We start from the raw sequence: 15737 nt of genomic DNA on the forward strand, positions 1-15737 counted from the left end.
GACGCTCAGATCTTGAAAGACAGGGAGACGAAGGCAAAAGAGATGTTCACATCGTTGCGCGTTCGTACGTCCTGCAAGTAACGAAGCGTCAGGTGCGCTTTTCCGAGCTCGTAGCCGACGAGCGGACCTACCAGCACGTGTTCGAAGCGGTTGCCATCACCGACCACCCGGCCGTATTGCCGGTCGTCCGAGAACTGGCGCGAATAATTTCCCACGGCGCCTATCGTCCAGCGGCCGATTTCCTTGGTCGCTGTCGCGTCGAGGTAGTAGGCGTTGCCGGATAGGTAATCCGTCTTGGAGTTGCGCTTGTTGATATCGAAGACGTTGTTGAGGGTGAAGTTCCAGCCATCGTGAAGGTAGCTGATGGCCCAGCTTGGTTCGACGGTCCAGAAATCGTTCGCATAGCTGGTCTGCAATGTCTTGCCGCCCGCGTAGCCATAGTTGCCGCCCGGGACATAGAAGGCGAGACTGGCCGACGTGAACAGCCCATTCCCGAGGTTCCAGGAGAGCGATGCCGGCGTCACGATCAGGTTGAAGAAGCCGCTCGACCGGGAGCGATAACCGCCAATGGCCGTGCTGTCCACGTCATGCCGGGCATACAGCACAATCGTGTTTGCGCTGAATTGCGCGCCAAGCACGTGCCAATCGGGAACCCACAGGAACATCGTCGTATTGACGTAGTTGCGCAGCTTCAATGGGGTGCCATTGCCTTTCCCATCCTTCAGCTCGTTGCCGCGCGCGGTGTACATCGTATCCACCAGGTAGAAGCCGGGCGGCGGAGCGGCCCCGACGGGAACGCCGGTGCTCACGCCAGGCAAGTAGGGACTGAGGTTCTCCGCGGCCTTGCTTGGTCGCGACCAGGCGGTGCAGGCGGCCACTAGGGCGAGCGACATCAATACTGGGTTCTTGCCAAACGACATGTGCATGCTCCCGCAGGTAGGACTATGGATTTCAAGGCAAGAAAAGCCATGCGCGACCCATGCGTGGGCAGCGTTGGTGGTTTGCGAACCTTGACGGATGCCTCTGGAGGGCAGGGACGCGGACTTGCCCGGCGGATGCGACCGGACGGACTCAACCAAGCCTGGTATGCCACTGCGCTCGTGTAGCGTTTATGCCTCGGTGGTTCCTGGAATTTGTACAGATGTACAAGATGTTGAACACGCGTTCAAGTCGCGTTGCAGCATCTTCGCTTCATGCCGCGAGGATGGGTACCATCGAGGCATTGCGACTACTGTCAGGAGACGTTGCCCATGACGCGCATGGCCAAGACGCCAAAAAAGGACGCCGCGCTCAAGAAAAGCGCGGCCGCGCATCGGTCCCCGCTCGCCGCGGATGAACTGGGCCGGACGGACCGCAAGCAGGACATTCTCCATAGCGCGGAGTTGATGTTCTCCCGCCACGGCTATCACGCCGTGACGGTGCGGGACATCGCGGCGCATGCCGGAGTTCCCGTTGCGCTCGTTGGGTACTATTTCGGCAAGAAGCACGAACTGTTGCAGACCGTTTTCGAGCACCGCAAGAACTACATCACCGAGCGCATCGAACGCATAAAAGAGGTCGACTGCTCCGCCAGGAACAAGAATGCCGTGGAGGATATCGTTCGGGCCTGGGCGGAGCCCGTCGTCCGCTTGCGTTCAAGTTCGGATGGCCAGCCGTTTTCCATGCTGGTCGCACGAGCCGTATGGGAGCCGGGGGTCGAGGCGAAACACGTTGTCACGAAGTATTACGATCACCTGGCCGAAGTGTTCATTGACACCATGTGCAAGGCCTTGCCCAAGGTCCATCGTGACCGGGTGGTCTGGGCCTACGAGTATTCCCTGGGGGCGTTGCTCATGCTGATTGCGGATGACCGTGTCGAGCGACTTTCGCGACATGGGGCAAAAGCCGGCGATCCGGGGCAGTATCCCCACCTGATCGACTTTCTCGTGGCAGGCTTTGGCACGCTCGCAAAGCGGGGGCAGGGCAAAGAGGCTCGTACATGATGAAGCGCGTCGATCCCAACAAGGCCTACCGCCTGCTCGAGGCGGGGCCGGTCGTTCTCGTTGCGACGGCCATGGCCGGCCATCGCAACATCATGACCATGGGGTTCCACATGGTCATCCAGCATGATCCACCGTTGCTCGGCTGCATCATCGGTCCGTGGGATCACAGCCATGCGGCCCTGAAGCGGACGAAAGAATGCGTGATCGCCATTCCTACCGTCGACCTGGCGGAAACGGTCGTGGACATCGGCAATTGTTCCGGGTCGTCGGTCGACAAGTTCAGGCGCTTCGGCCTTACGGCGATCGATGCGGCCAAGGTGGGCGCGCCCCTGATCGGCGAGTGCCTGGCCAACCTGGAGTGCCGCATGGTGGACGACCGGCTGTCCGACGCCTATGCGCTCCACGTCCTCGAGGTGGTGGCGATCCACTACGACGAGAGGCGGCCGGAGAAGCGCACGCTGCACCACAACGGGGACGGCACCTTCACGGTGGATGGCGAAGTGATCGACCTGCGCGGGCGCATGACGCGCTGGAAGGATTTCCAGGTCGAGCTGTGATCGCCCGGGGCGCAGATTGGATGGCCTTCCATGGTTTCCGTTCACCGCGAACCCGACTACCATGCGCGGTTGGGGGAGGCCGCAAGGATCGGCCTTGGTGACCAGGGTGCTGTGGTTCCCTGCAACGTGTCGTTGCGGGGGCCACTCGGGGGGATCGTATGCAAGGCTTTCTGCGTTGGCCGGCCTGGGGGCTTTTTGCCCTGCTGGCCTATTTCATCGTTTCCAACATCGCCCACCACTGGGTGCTGTTGCCGGCGCCGGGCAATATCGGCTTCGTGCTGGCGTTCACCGCTTTTTCGTTGCTGCATGCCGGGCTGATGCTGGGCGGGCGCCGCCTTGTGCTGTTCTTCGGGTTGACGGTGCTTATCTCCTTCATCATGGAAGAAGTCGGGGTACGGACAGGATGGGTCTTCGGCCGCTACCACTACAGCGACATGCTGGGTACCAAGCTGGGCCATGTGCCGGTGCTGATCCCGCTGGGCTGGTTCATGATGATCTATCCCTCCTGGGTGGTGGCACAGGCGCTGTTGCGTGGCGTGGACACGCGCCGTCCCATGGGGGCGATATGCCTCGCGCTCGCCGCCGCCTTCGCCATGACCGGCTGGGACATGGTGATGGATCCGCCGATGGTCGCGGCCGGCAACTGGATATGGGAGGACGGCGGCCCTTATTTCGGCGTGCCGCTGCATAACTATTTCGGATGGATGCTCAATACGTTCCTGGTCTACCTCGCGTTCGACGCGTTCCGCGGAAGCGCAACCAGACGGGAGGCGCCGGTCTATCGCTTCGGCGGCGCCTTCGCCGCGTTGCCGGTGGTGATCTATGTCTTGTTCGCTCTGGAATACCTCACGCCCAACCGGCAGCCATCGCTGGTTATCATCTCGGTGTTCTCCATGCTGTTGCCGAGCCTGCTGGCGTTGATGCGGTTGATCCTGCCATCGGCCAATGGCAGGTCCGACCTCGGCTTCAGCCGCTGACACAAGCCTGGACGCCGACCATGCCCTGAGGAACTCCGGGTTCCTCAGGGCATGGCGCTCAAACGCGCCAAAGATTTTTTGCATTGCGGCGGGCTTTAATGACCTAAGCCAAGGTAGAGTCTGGGCACGGAAATTGGATCGATCCAATTTCGCTATTTACTCAGGGGAGCCAGAACCATGTTCATGAGAAGCCAATCGATGGCGACGATCATCTTCCTGGCCGGGCTGGCGCTTTCCGCCACCGCCGCCGCCCAGGACGCGAACACCCTGACGCCGCAGGAGAAGGCGGATGGGTGGCGTCTGTTGTTCGATGGCAAGAGCCTGGACGGGTGGCATTCCTACCGCGAGCATGCGCCGGGCAAGGACTGGACCGTCAAGGATGGTTCCATCCACCTGGAGCGCGGCCGAACCGGGGACGAGAAGGATTTCGCGGACCTGGTGACGGATGCCCAATACGCCAGCTTCGACCTGAAGCTGGAGTGGAAGATGAGTCCGTGCGCCGACAGCGGCGTCATGTTCTACGTGCAGGAGTCGCCGAAGTACCAGGAGACCTACGAGACCGGCCCGGAGATGCAGATCGCGGACCTGGCCTGCACCAAGCCCGATAGCCGCGTGCTCTACGAGCGCTCCGGCGACCTGTTCGATCTCATCTCGTCCAACGTCGAGTGGGTGAACCAGGCGCCGCAATGGAACCAGTTCGAGATCATCGCCGACCATGGCCACCTGCAGTTCTTCCAGAACGGCCACAAGGTGATCGACACCCAGCTGTGGAACGCGGACTGGAAGCAGCGCGTGGCCCAGACCAAGTTCAAGTCGTGGCCGGATTTCGGCGCGTTCCAGCAGGGCCATATCTCCCTGCAGGGCACCGAGGACAAGGGTGAGCCGCCGATCGAGCTGTGGTTCCGCAATATCAAGATCCGGGAGCTGTCGCCGGGCAGTCAGCAGTAAGACTTGCAAGTTTGACTGTCTAATTGTAGGGTGGCGCCATGCCTCTGACCCATGACGCCTCCCAGTCCCTCGAAGCCACTGTCGCCGACTTGACCCTGGCGATCGGTCAGCTATTGCGCCGGCTGCGCCAGGACGTCAGCCCGGAAGGCCTGAGCTGGTCGCAGACCTCTGCGCTGTCGCGGCTGGACACGATGGGTCCCATGACCATCGCGGACCTGGCCCGTGCCGAAGGGGTGAAGCCGCAATCCATGCGCGTGACGCTCGCCGATCTCGAACAGGAAGGCCTGGTCGAGCGGCGGCCGCATCCCACCGATGGACGCCAGGTGCTGGTATCGCCAACCCCCAAGGGGAGCGAGATGCGGCACAAGCGGAGCATCGCCAAGCAGCAATGGCTGCTGGCCGCCTTGCAGAAGCTGGAACCGTCGGAGCGGCAGACCCTGGTCGAGGCCGTCGCCCTGCTCAGGCGTCTCGGCGACGGATAACCGTTCCCGCCAACCCATGTCCCAACCCTGTGCGGGCGCTGCCGCAGACGCGGTCGCGTGCCGAATCCACCCGAGGAAAGAACCATGCCCATCACCACGCTCGACTCCAGGACGGCACTGGTCGTGATCGACCTGCAGCGAGGCCTGGCGGCCGCGCCGTTCGTCCATCCGTTCCCAGGCATCGTGTCGCGTGCCCATGCGCTGGCCGCCGCATTCCGCCAGCGCGGCCTGCCGGTGGCGTGGGTGACGGTGGACGGCATGCCGCCGGGGCGTACGGAACGTTCCCGGCGCTTCGCGGAACTGCCGACGGACTTCGCCGAGCTGGTTCCCGAACTGGTACGCCAGCCGGGTGACCATCTCGTCACCAAGCGCACCCCGGGCGCGTTCACCGGTACCGGTCTGGACGTCCATCTGCGGAAGCTGGGCGTGACTCAGATCGTGCTAGCCGGTGTGGCTACCGCCGGCGGCGTGGAGGTGACCGGGCGCCATGCCTTCGAACTGGGTTTCCATGTCGGCTTCGCGGTCGATGCGATGACGGACCAGGATGCCGCGACGCACGAGCACAGCGTGACGCGGATCTTTCCCAAGCTCGGCGAAACCGGCACGACCCAGGACTTTGTCGACCTGCTGCAGAGGAGCGCCTGACCATGGCCATCTGGCATGACGCGAGCTGTTTCTTCGGTGGGGCGTTCCTCAGCAACGCGATCCCGCATTACGTCAGTGGCGTGATGGGGCGGGCATTCCAGAGCCCGTTTGCCAAGCCGCATGGCAAGGGCCTGTCCTCGTCCACCGTGAACGTGCTGTGGGGTTTCGCCAATATGGTTTTCGCCTACCTGCTGCTGGTCCGGGATGGTGGTTTCGACATCCGGTCGGTGGAGCAGGCGACGTCGGCGGGCCTGGGTATCCTGCTGATGGGGCTGCTGGCGGCGCACCTGTTCGGGCCGCTGCATGGCGGCCGGTCGCCCAGGACCGGTTCTGCGTGACCTACCAGGGCACGACTTGCCCGCGGTAATCGAGATAGCGCAGGCCGGCCTTGCCGGCCTGGGCGCTGACCGTATCGACCACGCGCGGGATGCTCTCCTCGATCGATAGCAAGGCGTCCGGACCGCCCATGTCGGTGCGCACCCAGCCCGGCGCGATCAGCAGCAGCGTGCGCGGATCGCCGGCATGGCGGGCGGCGAAGCTGCGCATCAGCGTGTTGAGCGCGGCCTTGCTGGCACGATAGGCCTCCCAGCCGCCATCGACGTTGTCGCCCACGCTGCCCAGTTCGGAGGACATGGCGGCGATGGCGCCATCCGGCGGCACCAGGGATTCGAACGATTCGATCACCCGCATCGGGCTCAGCGCATTGGTCACCATCATGCGGATGAAATCCTCGGTGCCCACTTTGCCGATGGGCAGCTCCGGCTGGAGGGCGATGCCGGCATTGACGAACAGCAGATCGAACCGCCGGCCATTCAACTGGCGCCGCAGGGCGGCCACGTCATGGGCGATGTCGATATCGACCCGCGCGATCTCCAGCCGGCCGCCGGCCGTCGCGGCCAGGTCGTGCAGCGGGGTGGGGCGGTTGCCGCGCACGGTGGCGACGACATGCCAGCCGCGCTTGAGGTATTCGGCGGCGAGCGCAAGGCCAAGCCCGCGCGATGCACCGATGATGAGGGCGGTGGATGGTGTTGGCATGCGGGATTCCTCGCTGGATCAGTGGGTATGGTCCTGGACCAGGCCGCGCAGGACGGTATCGAGCTCGACGCTGCCGCGCCGCGCTTCCGCTGCGCCGCCTTCGAAATCGATCCAGCCTTCGTTGAAGCCATCGAGCATATGCATGCGCGGCTCGGGATATTGCATGCCCTGGGAGCGAAACAGTGTTTCCCAGGTATCGCGCGGCACCGGCTCGGCACGCACGGGGTGGCCCAGGATCCGCGCAAAACCCTGGGCAATGTCATCGGCACAATAGCGACGCGGACCTTCCAGCTCGATGATCCGGGTGCCGTGCCAGGTTTCCTGCAGGGTGGCGGCGAGGGTATCCGCGATATCGGCCGTCGCCACCATCGGCAGGGGATGCGCCAGCGGCTGCAGGAAGCTGGGAATAAGGCCGCTCCTCGCCGCCGCCACGTCCCACGATGCATTCTCCATAAACCAGGCGGCGCGCACGAAGGCGGTAGGCACCGGCAGGCCGCGCAACGCCTGCTCGACCATGCGTGAATTGTTGAGCAGGGAAAACCGTTCGACCTGGGCGCCGACGGTCGACAGGAACACCAGCCTGCCGGGACGCGCCTGTTCCACCGCCGCGAGGAAGGCGTCGATGGTCTTGCGGATGCGGGGGAAGCCGGGTTCCGGATCGTAGTCCGGCGGAATCATCAGGAATACGCCCTCGGCGCCGGCGAAAGCGGCGGCCAGGGCATGGCGATCATCGGCCTCGGCCACCGCCATCTCGCAGCCCCGCCTCGCCCAGTCCCTGGCCCGGGCGGCATCGCGCACGACGGCGCGGACCTGCCGGCCAGCGCGCAGCAGGTTAGCGGCCACCTGGCCGCCGACCTGCCCGGTGATACCCATCACGGCATACATGATCGCATCTCCTCCGAAAGGGCGGCCGGGAGGGGCCGCGACGGGGCCTATTCTGGGGATGGCTTATTCCATTCGCGATAACATGAGTGTCACTTGATAAGTGACATAAAGGCATGAATCGATGACTTTCGACGAGCGCATCCTCAACGGCATGAGCGTGTTCGCGGCGGTGGTGGATGGCGGCAGTTTCGCGGCCGCCAGCGAGGCCCTGGACATGTCGCCGCCCGGGGTCAGCCGCGCCATCGCCCGGCTGGAAGCCAGGCTGGGCGTGCGCCTGTTCGATCGCACCACGCGCGCGATGCACCTGACCGACGAGGGGCGGCGGTTACATGCCCAAGTGATGCCCTTGCTGGCAGGGCTGGAGGAAGCCGCCACCCAAGCGGCCCAGGGCGCCCATGCCGTGCGCGGCCGGCTGCGCGTGCACGTGGACCCTCTGTTCTCGCACCATGTGCTGGGGCCGCGGATAGGCGAGTTCATGGCGGCCTATCCCCAACTGCGGGTCGAACTGGCCACGCGCGACCAGCTCGGCGACATCGTGGCGGATGGATTCGACCTGGCGGTGCGCTTCGGCGAGCCGCCGGTATCGAGCCTGGTCGCGCGCAAGCTGCTGGATACGCGCATCCTGACGGTGGCGTCGCCGGCCTACCTGCAACGTCACGGCACGCCGCGCGAGCCTCGCGAGCTGGAGGGCGACCGGCACATCTGCATCGAATTCCGCGATCCGGCCAGCGGTCGCACGTTTCCGTGGGAGTTCCACCGCAAGCGCAAGCGCTTGGCCATCGCGACGAGCGGACGGTTGATCGTCAACGATGGCGGCACGATGCACGGCGCCTGCGTGGCGGGCTATGGCGTGGCCCAGGTAATGGCGCTGTGCACGGAGCACTGGCTGGCCTCCGGGCAACTGGTCGAGCTGTTCCCCGACTGGCCGGACGAGCGCTTCCCGCTCTATGCGCTGTATCCCTCGCGGCACCAGCTGACGGCGAAGGTGCGCGCCTTCCTCGATTTCGTCGTCGCGATCACGGCCGAGGCGTGACCACGGCGCGCGCGTCCTTTGGGATGGCGGGCGCCGACGGTAGAATTGCGTCTCTTGCGCACGCCCCGACATGAACGGCATGACCGACGACACCCCGCATTCGGCACCGAGCTTTTCCCAGGAGGACGAGCGCTACATGCGCCACGCCTTGCAACTGGCCGCGCACGCGCGCGACGCCGAGAACGAGGTGCCGGTGGGGGCCGTGCTGGTGCACGAGGGCGCGGTCGCCGGCCTGGGCTGGAACCGCAACATCACGCTCAACGATCCCAGCGCGCATGCCGAGATCATGGCCTTGCGCGCCGCGGGCGAGAAGCTTTCCAACTACCGCATGCCGGGCGCCACGCTGTACGTGACGTTGGAGCCTTGCGCCATGTGCGCGATGGCGCTGGTGCACGCGCGCATCGGCCGCGTGGTCTATGCGGCGACCGATCCCAAGACCGGCGCGGCAGGCAGCGTGTTCGACACGCTGGTTTCGGACCGGCACAACCATCGCGTCGTGGTGGAAGGCGGCCTGCTCGCCGAGGAATCGTCCGCCATGCTGCGCGAGTTCTTCCGCGCGCGCCGCTGATGCCTCGGAGCTTCATGTAGCTCGTGTTGAATCAGTGTGCGTGCGCGCGCCAGTGACGGCTGAGGCGCTGCAGCTTTTCCAGCGACTGCATGGCCTTCTTCGATGCCTCGTAGGCGCTATGCCTGGACCAGCGGCGGAAAGGCCTGGCTTCCTCCTTGCCCAGCATGTCCGACAGCAGCTTGCGCCCCATCATGCGGTCGTGCGCCAGGCCCAGTTGGCCCTGCAGGACGGCCAATTGCTTGAGCCAGGCGTCGGATGGCTTGGGAAACGCGTACCGGTACAGCTCGATGCTGTAGCGCAGTTTCTTGGTGGCGCTGCGAAGGCGATGCAACCGCTTCTGTCCGCCATCCAGCCTGGCCACCCGTTTTTTCAGCGTGTCGAAGCGCCGTTCGATCACCGCCGCGGCGACATTGCGCGCGGTACGGTCGGTGGGCGGTTCGAGCGACGCCACCCAGTGACGCCACGCCTGCAGGGGAATGGCCAGGCTGTATTTTTTCAAGGCCAGCACGGCCTGGCGATGCGCCTCCTGCTGGTGCCCGGCAACTACGCGCATGGCCTGTTCCGCCAACGCGCCCTTTGTTCCCGCATGCTTCAGGAAGGCGGGCAGGGTTTCCTGGGCCAGGATGTCGAGGTCGCGGCATGACCCGGTCGCTTCGCGGCACAGGCGAAGATAGGCCAGCACATCGCCCAGGTCATCGTCGGAAAAACCGGCCACGTCCTTCAGCGTGGCGGTGACGCGGCGCAGGCCGACCCGCCAGGCATGCAGCAACTTGGGATCGTAGGGTTCTTCGAGCAGCCGCTTGCGTGCTTCCTGGGCCTTGGCCAGGTGATCGTCCAGCAACTGGCGGATACGATCGAACTGCGAAGGCTTCCCGGGGCTGGCCTTGGCATGGACCGGGGAAACACGCGATGGCGTGGCGCGCTGCTGCAACCTGGCATGCATGGAGCGGTTCCAGATGACCGGGTCGCCTACTTTGCATCAAACTATCGTCACGCGCGAGCGGCATGTGGCCGCGTGCGTCAGGCGACGAAGGCGAAAGCGTCGGCGCAGCGGCGCTCGATCTTCAGGCTGAGCAGCGGATCGGCCCGGGTATGTCCCATATTGACCGCCGCGATGGGCTTGCCGTCGCGCGCGGCGGCGGCGGCGAAGCGGTAGCCCGAGAACACCATCAGCGACGAGCCCACCACCAGCATGGCGTCCGCCTCGTTCAGCGATGTGATGGCGGCGTCGACGCGCTCGCGCGGCACGCTTTCGCCGAAGAACACCACGTCGGGCTTGAGGATGCCGCCGCATGCGGGGCAGGGCGGCACCATGAAGCCGGAGAAATCGTGGCCGTCCAGGTCGGCATCGCCGTCCGGTGCGTCCATGGCCTCCAGTTGTGCCCAGGCCGGATTGCGCTCGACCAGTAGCTGCTGGAAATCGCCGCGCGGCAGGCGCCGCTCGCAGCCCATGCAGCGCACGACGTCGAGCCGGCCATGCAGGTCGATGACCTTGCGGTGGCCCGCCGCCTGGTGCAGGCCATCGACGTTCTGCGTGAGCAGGGCGGTGATGTGGCCCTGCTGTTCCAGCCGCGCCAGCGCATGATGCGTCGCGTTGGGATGGGCGCGATGGAAGCGGCGCCATCCCACCAGGCTGCGTGCCCAGTAGCGCCGGCGCGTGGCCTCGCTGCCCATGAAGGCCTGGAAGGTGACCGGCTGCGGCCGCTTCCAGCCGCCCTTGCTGTCGCGGTAGTCGGGAATGCCCGAATCCGTGCTGCAGCCCGCGCCGGTGAGCACGAACAGCCGCCGATGGGCCTCGATGAAATCGCGCAGGCGCTGCTGGTCGTCGCGCAGCGCCGTTGCCACCGCGATGCCGGCCGTCATGCCGCCGTCGCGCATCTCGTCCTCACGCGGCAGCACGGGCCTGCAATGCCTCGATGGCGGCGGGGATGCCATGGGGATTCTTCACTTCGGCGACGCGCGCGGCGAGCCCGGCAAGATCGGAATCGGCCTCGTGCGCCCAGGTCACGTGGTAGGGCATGTACACGCCCCAGCCGCCCAGCTCCACCACCGGGGCAATGTCCGAACGCGGGGAGTTGCCGACCATGGCGAATTGCCCGGGCGCGAGGCCGAACTCGGACAGCACGCGCCGATAGGCGGCATGGTCCTTCTCGGAAACGATCTCGATGCGATGGAACAGGTCGGCGAGGCCGCTGTTGGCGACCTTCTGCTCCTGGTGGAACAGGTCGCCCTTGGTGATCAGCACCACGCGATGGCGCTCCGCCACGGCGGCCACGGCGTCACGGATGCCCGGCAGCAGTTCCACCGGATGCGCGAGCACCCGCTTGCCGATCTCGATGATGCGATGCAGGTCGGCGGCGCTGATGCGCGACTGGGTGATCTCGATGGCCGCTTCCAGCATCGACAGCGTCATGCCCTTGGCGCCGTAGCCGAACAGCCGGATGTTGCGCCGTTCCGTGGACAGCAGCCGGTCGCGCAGGCCGAGGTTGGCCAGGTCGACGTAGTGGCCGATGACCTGCTCGAAGGCATCGTGCGCCGTCTGGTAATAACCCTCGCTATGCCACAGCGTATCGTCGCCGTCGAAACCCACTAGCTCTATCACCTGGTCTGCCCGTGTCTGTGCTGGGATGCGCGGCCCGCTGGCCGCGAGATACGGCTATCTTCCCAGAAAACAAGGGTTCGCGTGGCATCCACACCACCTAGGTTCGCGCGCGTGCGCGTACGCGCGAGCACGACGCCATGCGTCTTCCGGGCGGTCGTGGTCTGCGGCTAGGATGGCCGCGCCCATCCCGCGCGGTTGCCGCGCGTCAACGGGACAGGCCAGGGTTTCCTCCATCGCAGTGACTGCAGGTGACTATGCGCGCACGCATCGAAGACGTGGCCCGGGTCGCGGGCGTTTCCCCCAAGACCGTCTCGCGGGTACTCAACGACGAACCCAATGTGAGCGAGGAAACCAGGCAACGCATCCTCGGCGCGATCAAGTCGCTCGGCTACCGGCCGCATCCCTCGGCGCGCAGCCTGGCGGCGAACCGCTCGTTCCTGGTGGCGCTGCTGTACGACAATCCTTCGCCCAGCTACATGATGGAAGTACAGGACGGCGTGCTCGAAGCCTGCGATGCGCAGCGCTACAGCATGATGCTGCAGCCGCTGGACGCTTCCAGCCCGCGCCTGCTGGAGCGGGTGGAGACGCTGATCCGCGAGCGCCTGCTGGATGGGCTGATCCTCACGCCGCCGATCAGCGACCATGCCGGCCTGCTGGCCCGGCTGCGTGCGATGGGCGTGCCGTTCTCCTGCGTGTCCCCGCGCGACCGCGATTGCGCCGGCGTGGTGCTGGACGAACGACTAGCCGCCTGCGAGATGGTGGTGCACCTGGCCTCGCTGGGACACCAGCGGATCGCCCACATCGTCGGGCATCCGGACCACGGCGCCTCCATCTGGCGCCGGGACGGCTACCGGGACGGGCTCGGGCAGTGCGGCCTGGATTACGACGACAGGCTGGTGGCGCAGGGGCGGTTCACGTTCGATTCGGGCGTGGTCGCCGCGCGAGTCCTGCTCGGCCTGCCGTCGCCGCCGACGGCGATCTTCGCCGCCAACGACGACATGGCCGCCGGCGTGATCTGGGCCGCCAGCGAAGCGGGGCTGTCGGTGCCGCGCGACCTGTCGGTATGCGGTTTCGACGACACGCCCCTGTCGCAGCAGATCTGGCCCTCGCTCACCACCATCCACCAGCCTTGCCGCGACATGGGGCGCATCGCCGCCAACGAGCTGCTCCGCACGGTGCGGGGCGGCGAGGGCGACATGGTGTTCGCGAAGTTCTCCATGCGCCTGCGCGGCTCGACCGGCCGCGCCCCGGACAGGCCGCGCCCGGCGCTGGCCGTGGCGCCCTAGCTCTGTCTTGTTGCATTGCAAATTGACAGCGCTGTCATTCCTGGCAGGCTGGCGCGACCATGGCCCCCGAGGGGAGCCGATCGCTTGCCAGGGGAGAATGCCGTGCCGTTGTCCAACCATCGCCTGCGTGGCGTACCCGTTGTCATGGCCGCTGCCGCGGTTGCCCTGTCCGGAGGGCATGCCATGGCCGCCGCGGATGCGACGGTGCATCCCGGGCAATGGCCCGGCGCCACCTGGCCGCTGCCGAGGGACGAGGCGCTGGAACAGCGCGTGGCCGCGCTGATGGCGAAGATGACGCTCGAGGAAAAAGTGGGCCAGCTGGTCCAGGCCGACATCCTCAGCGTAACGCCCGAGGATGTGCGCAAGTACCGGCTCGGTTCGATCCTGGCGGGCGGCAATTCCAAGCCCGGCGGCAAGCTGCTGGCCACCGCCGGGCAGTGGAAGGCGCTGGCCGATGCGTTCTACCGGGCCTCGATGGATACCAGCGGCGGCCACGTGGCGATTCCGCTGCTGTTCGGCATCGACGCGGTGCACGGCCACAACAACACCGTCGGGGCCACCCTGTTTCCGCAGAATTCGGCGCTCGGCAACGCGCACGATCCGGAGCTGATGCGCGAGATCGGCACGGCCACGGCGGAGGAAGTGCGCGCCACCGGCATCAACTGGACCTTCGCGCCCACCGTGGCGGTGCCGCAGGATGTGCGCTGGGGACGGTCGTACGAGGGCTATTCGCAGGATCCCGGGCTGGTGGCGCAGTACGCCGTGGCGATGGTCGAGGGCCTGCAGGGCAAGGTGGGTACGCCGCAGTTCCTGGACAGCTCGCACGCGGTGGCCACCGCCAAGCACTTCCTTGCCGATGGCGGTACCAAAAACGGCAAGGACCAAGGCGACGCCGAGATTGGCGAGGCGGAACTGCGCACCGTGCATGCGGCCGGCTATCCACCGGCGATCGATGCCGGCGTGCAGACGGTGATGGCCTCGTTCTCCAGCTGGAACGGCCAGAAGATGCATGGCAACAAGACGCTGCTGACCGACGTGCTCAAGCAGCGGATGGATTTCCAGGGCTTCGTGGTGGGCGACTGGAATGCCCATGGCCAGATTCCTGGCTGCACTAACGAGGATTGCCCGGCCTCGATCAACGCCGGCGTGGATATGCTGATGGCGCCCGACAGCTGGCGAGGCCTGTACGAGCACACGCTGGCCGAGGCGAAGTCGGGGGTGATCCCGATGAGCCGGGTGGACGATGCGGTGGCGCGCATCCTGCGCGTGAAGTTCCGTGCCGGACTGTTCGAGGCGGGTGCGCCATCGGCGCAGCCGCTGGCGGTCCGTTCGGCGGAAGTGCTCGGCAGTCCCGCGCATCGCGCGATCGCGCGGCGCGCCGTGCGCGAATCGCTGGTGCTGCTGAAGAACGATGGCGGACTGCTGCCGCTCGATCCGCGCAGGCATATCCTGGTAGCTGGCGATGGTGCGGACAGCATTTCCCGGCAGAGCGGCGGATGGACCCTGACCTGGCAGGGCGTCGGCCTGAAGAACGAGGACTTTCCCGGCGCCCAGTCGATCGGCGCGGGCATCGCCGAGCAGGTGAAGGCGGCAGGCGGTTCGGTCGAGATCGCTCCCGATGGCCGCTACGCCAGCAAGCCCGACGCGGCCGTGGTGGTGTTCGGCGAGGATCCCTATGCCGAATTCCAGGGCGATATTCCCAATTTGCTGTATCGGCCCGGTGACGACCACGACCTGCAGCTGATCCGACGCCTGCGCGGCGAGGGCGTGCCGGTGGCCGCGGTGTTCCTGAGCGGCCGTCCGCTGTGGGTCAATCGCGAGATCAATGCCGCCAATGCCTTCGTCGCGGCCTGGCTGCCCGGCAGCGAGGGCGGCGGCGTGGCCGATGTATTGCTGCGCACGCGTGACGGTCGCGTGGCCCACGACTTCCAGGGCAGGCTGGCCTTCGCCTGGCCGCGCAGCGCGGTGCAAGGGCAGGGCACGCCGCAGTTCCCGCTCGGCTATGGCCTGAGCTATGCCGGCCATGGAGACTTACCGGCGTTGCCGGAGGCGTCGGGCATCAGCGGCGAGCAGATCCCTGTCGGCAATTATTTCGAGCGGGGTAAGGCCGTGCACGGCTATGCCTTCGCCCTAGTGGGCGCCGATGGTGCCATCACGAACGGCGACGTGTCGCCGGCGCGGACCGGTGACGGCAGCCTCGGCATGGCCGCGCTGGACTACAAGGCGCAGGAGGATGCACGGCGTTTCACCTGGGAGCGCGGCGGTGCGCAACTGAGCATCAGTGCGCGCGCTCCCCTGGACCTGGATCGGGAGACCAACGGCGACGTGCTGCTGGTGACCACGCTGCGCGTGGATGCGCTGCCGGGGCGGGATGCCTCGGTGGCCATGGGTTGCGGCACGGGCTGCGCTGGGCGCGTCGCGCTTGGGTCGCAGCTGTCGCGGCTGGCGCCGGGGCAGTGGGTGCGCATCGGCGTGCCGCTGAAATGCTTCCGCGCCGCGGGCGCCGATATGCACCGCATCGAACAGCCTTTCGTATGGGATGCCGGAAAGGGCAGCCAGCTGGCGATATTCCGCGTGGCGCTGGGCACCGATGTGGACCACGTGATCGATTGCGCCAGGTGATGCGCGCGATCGCCATGGCGACGCCGTCTCGGGCCGGTGGAGACGGTGATCGGACTGGCGGACGTTAAGACGTCTATTTGCTTTGCATCATTCCGGGGTGGGGAAAATGCCTGCG

General features: G+C 66.2%; 17 protein-coding genes. 11 read left to right on the forward strand and 6 right to left on the reverse strand.

The window, feature by feature from the left end:
• Positions 1 to 5 precede the first annotated feature (5 nt).
• A complete protein-coding gene (locus MJ605_RS18100; protein ID WP_243042945.1) occupies positions 6 to 920 on the reverse strand; it encodes a SphA family protein in 915 nt (304 codons plus the stop codon).
• 330 nt (positions 921 to 1250) lie between these two features.
• On the opposite strand from MJ605_RS18100, the gene MJ605_RS18105 reads away from it, so the two are divergent.
• From MJ605_RS18105 to MJ605_RS18135, 7 genes are all read left to right on the forward strand, one after another.
• Entirely contained in the window at positions 1251 to 1982 is a 732-nt protein-coding gene (locus tag MJ605_RS18105; protein WP_243042946.1) for a TetR/AcrR family transcriptional regulator, read from the forward strand.
• The gene (locus MJ605_RS18110; protein WP_243042947.1) at positions 1979 to 2539 is read left to right on the forward strand and encodes a flavin reductase family protein; all 561 of its coding nucleotides are present in this window, start codon (positions 1979 to 1981) and stop codon (positions 2537 to 2539) included. The genes MJ605_RS18105 and MJ605_RS18110 overlap by 4 nt, the downstream gene beginning before the upstream one ends.
• Before the next feature lie 158 nt (positions 2540 to 2697).
• On the forward strand, positions 2698 to 3516 hold the full coding sequence (locus MJ605_RS18115; protein WP_243042948.1) for a carotenoid biosynthesis protein: 819 nt from the start codon (positions 2698 to 2700) through the stop codon (positions 3514 to 3516).
• A gap of 198 nt (positions 3517 to 3714) precedes the next feature.
• Positions 3715 to 4464, forward strand: coding sequence for a 3-keto-disaccharide hydrolase (locus tag MJ605_RS18120; protein WP_243042949.1), 750 nt, complete (start codon positions 3715 to 3717; stop codon positions 4462 to 4464).
• A 38-nt stretch (positions 4465 to 4502) separates the two neighbouring features.
• Complete coding sequence (locus tag MJ605_RS18125; RefSeq protein ID WP_243042950.1) at positions 4503 to 4946, forward strand: MarR family winged helix-turn-helix transcriptional regulator; 444 nt, start codon at positions 4503 to 4505, stop codon at positions 4944 to 4946.
• 84 nt (positions 4947 to 5030) lie between these two features.
• Positions 5031 to 5591, forward strand: coding sequence for a cysteine hydrolase family protein (locus MJ605_RS18130; RefSeq protein ID WP_243042951.1), 561 nt, complete (start codon positions 5031 to 5033; stop codon positions 5589 to 5591).
• Positions 5592 to 5593: 2 nt separating this feature from the next.
• Positions 5594 to 5929: a hypothetical protein gene (locus MJ605_RS18135; RefSeq protein WP_243042952.1), complete on the forward strand. Its 336-nt coding sequence runs from the start codon at positions 5594 to 5596 to the stop codon at positions 5927 to 5929.
• A gap of 1 nt (position 5930) precedes the next feature.
• Here the strand turns inward: MJ605_RS18135 and MJ605_RS18140 are convergent, their stop codons facing one another.
• Positions 5931 to 6626: an SDR family NAD(P)-dependent oxidoreductase gene (locus MJ605_RS18140; RefSeq protein ID WP_243042953.1), complete on the reverse strand. Its 696-nt coding sequence runs from the start codon at positions 6624 to 6626 to the stop codon at positions 5931 to 5933.
• Positions 6627 to 6644: 18 nt separating this feature from the next.
• Complete coding sequence (locus MJ605_RS18145) at positions 6645 to 7511, reverse strand: NmrA family NAD(P)-binding protein (protein ID WP_243042954.1); 867 nt, start codon at positions 7509 to 7511, stop codon at positions 6645 to 6647.
• A 121-nt stretch (positions 7512 to 7632) separates the two neighbouring features.
• Between MJ605_RS18145 and MJ605_RS18150 the strand changes: the two genes are divergently transcribed.
• Positions 7633 to 8544: a LysR family transcriptional regulator gene (locus MJ605_RS18150; protein ID WP_243042955.1), complete on the forward strand. Its 912-nt coding sequence runs from the start codon at positions 7633 to 7635 to the stop codon at positions 8542 to 8544.
• A gap of 79 nt (positions 8545 to 8623) precedes the next feature.
• On the forward strand, positions 8624 to 9112 hold the full coding sequence (gene tadA, locus MJ605_RS18155) for a tRNA adenosine(34) deaminase TadA (RefSeq protein ID WP_243042956.1): 489 nt from the start codon (positions 8624 to 8626) through the stop codon (positions 9110 to 9112).
• A gap of 31 nt (positions 9113 to 9143) precedes the next feature.
• Here the strand turns inward: tadA and MJ605_RS18160 are convergent, their stop codons facing one another.
• From MJ605_RS18160 to MJ605_RS18170, 3 genes are all read right to left on the reverse strand, one after another.
• Entirely contained in the window at positions 9144 to 10055 is a 912-nt protein-coding gene (locus MJ605_RS18160; protein ID WP_243042957.1) for a CHAD domain-containing protein, read from the reverse strand.
• Positions 10056 to 10132: 77 nt separating this feature from the next.
• On the reverse strand, positions 10133 to 10975 hold the full coding sequence (locus MJ605_RS18165) for an NAD-dependent protein deacetylase (RefSeq protein ID WP_243042992.1): 843 nt from the start codon (positions 10973 to 10975) through the stop codon (positions 10133 to 10135).
• 22 nt (positions 10976 to 10997) lie between these two features.
• The gene (locus tag MJ605_RS18170) at positions 10998 to 11714 is read right to left on the reverse strand and encodes an HAD family hydrolase (protein WP_243042958.1); all 717 of its coding nucleotides are present in this window, start codon (positions 11712 to 11714) and stop codon (positions 10998 to 11000) included.
• A 254-nt stretch (positions 11715 to 11968) separates the two neighbouring features.
• On the opposite strand from MJ605_RS18170, the gene MJ605_RS18175 reads away from it, so the two are divergent.
• Both MJ605_RS18175 and MJ605_RS18180 read left to right on the forward strand, forming a co-directional pair.
• Entirely contained in the window at positions 11969 to 13000 is a 1032-nt protein-coding gene (locus MJ605_RS18175) for a LacI family DNA-binding transcriptional regulator (RefSeq protein WP_243042959.1), read from the forward strand.
• A gap of 183 nt (positions 13001 to 13183) precedes the next feature.
• Positions 13184 to 15622, forward strand: a complete 2439-nt coding sequence (locus MJ605_RS18180; RefSeq protein ID WP_243042960.1) for a glycoside hydrolase family 3 protein — start codon at positions 13184 to 13186, stop codon at positions 15620 to 15622.
• The last annotated feature ends 115 nt before the right edge of the window (positions 15623 to 15737 follow it).

This window comes from Dyella sedimenti, assembly GCF_022760995.1.
Lineage (GTDB): Bacteria > Pseudomonadota > Gammaproteobacteria > Xanthomonadales > Rhodanobacteraceae > Dyella > Dyella sedimenti.

Bases quoted from the DNA above. Each gene is read 5' to 3' on its own strand.
- MJ605_RS18110 (WP_243042947.1), top strand. From the start codon at position 1,979: ATGATGAAGCGCGTCGATCCCAACAAGGCCTACCGCCTGCTCGAGGCG.
- tadA (WP_243042956.1), top strand. From the start codon at position 8,624: ATGACCGACGACACCCCGCATTCGGCACCGAGCTTTTCCCAGGAGGAC.
- MJ605_RS18100 (WP_243042945.1), bottom strand. From the start codon at position 920: ATGTCGTTTGGCAAGAACCCAGTATTGATGTCGCTCGCCCTAGTGGCC.
- MJ605_RS18160 (WP_243042957.1), bottom strand. From the start codon at position 10,055: ATGCATGCCAGGTTGCAGCAGCGCGCCACGCCATCGCGTGTTTCCCCG.
- MJ605_RS18180 (WP_243042960.1), top strand. From the start codon at position 13,184: ATGGCCGCCGCGGATGCGACGGTGCATCCCGGGCAATGGCCCGGCGCC.
- MJ605_RS18140 (WP_243042953.1), bottom strand. From the start codon at position 6,626: ATGCCAACACCATCCACCGCCCTCATCATCGGTGCATCGCGCGGGCTT.
- MJ605_RS18130 (WP_243042951.1), top strand. From the start codon at position 5,031: ATGCCCATCACCACGCTCGACTCCAGGACGGCACTGGTCGTGATCGAC.
- MJ605_RS18175 (WP_243042959.1), top strand. From the start codon at position 11,969: ATGCGCGCACGCATCGAAGACGTGGCCCGGGTCGCGGGCGTTTCCCCC.
- MJ605_RS18150 (WP_243042955.1), top strand. From the start codon at position 7,633: ATGACTTTCGACGAGCGCATCCTCAACGGCATGAGCGTGTTCGCGGCG.
- MJ605_RS18105 (WP_243042946.1), top strand. From the start codon at position 1,251: ATGACGCGCATGGCCAAGACGCCAAAAAAGGACGCCGCGCTCAAGAAA.
- MJ605_RS18165 (WP_243042992.1), bottom strand. From the start codon at position 10,975: ATGACGGCCGGCATCGCGGTGGCAACGGCGCTGCGCGACGACCAGCAG.
- MJ605_RS18125 (WP_243042950.1), top strand. From the start codon at position 4,503: ATGCCTCTGACCCATGACGCCTCCCAGTCCCTCGAAGCCACTGTCGCC.
- MJ605_RS18120 (WP_243042949.1), top strand. From the start codon at position 3,715: ATGGCGACGATCATCTTCCTGGCCGGGCTGGCGCTTTCCGCCACCGCC.
- MJ605_RS18135 (WP_243042952.1), top strand. From the start codon at position 5,594: ATGGCCATCTGGCATGACGCGAGCTGTTTCTTCGGTGGGGCGTTCCTC.
- MJ605_RS18145 (WP_243042954.1), bottom strand. From the start codon at position 7,511: ATGTATGCCGTGATGGGTATCACCGGGCAGGTCGGCGGCCAGGTGGCC.
- MJ605_RS18115 (WP_243042948.1), top strand. From the start codon at position 2,698: ATGCAAGGCTTTCTGCGTTGGCCGGCCTGGGGGCTTTTTGCCCTGCTG.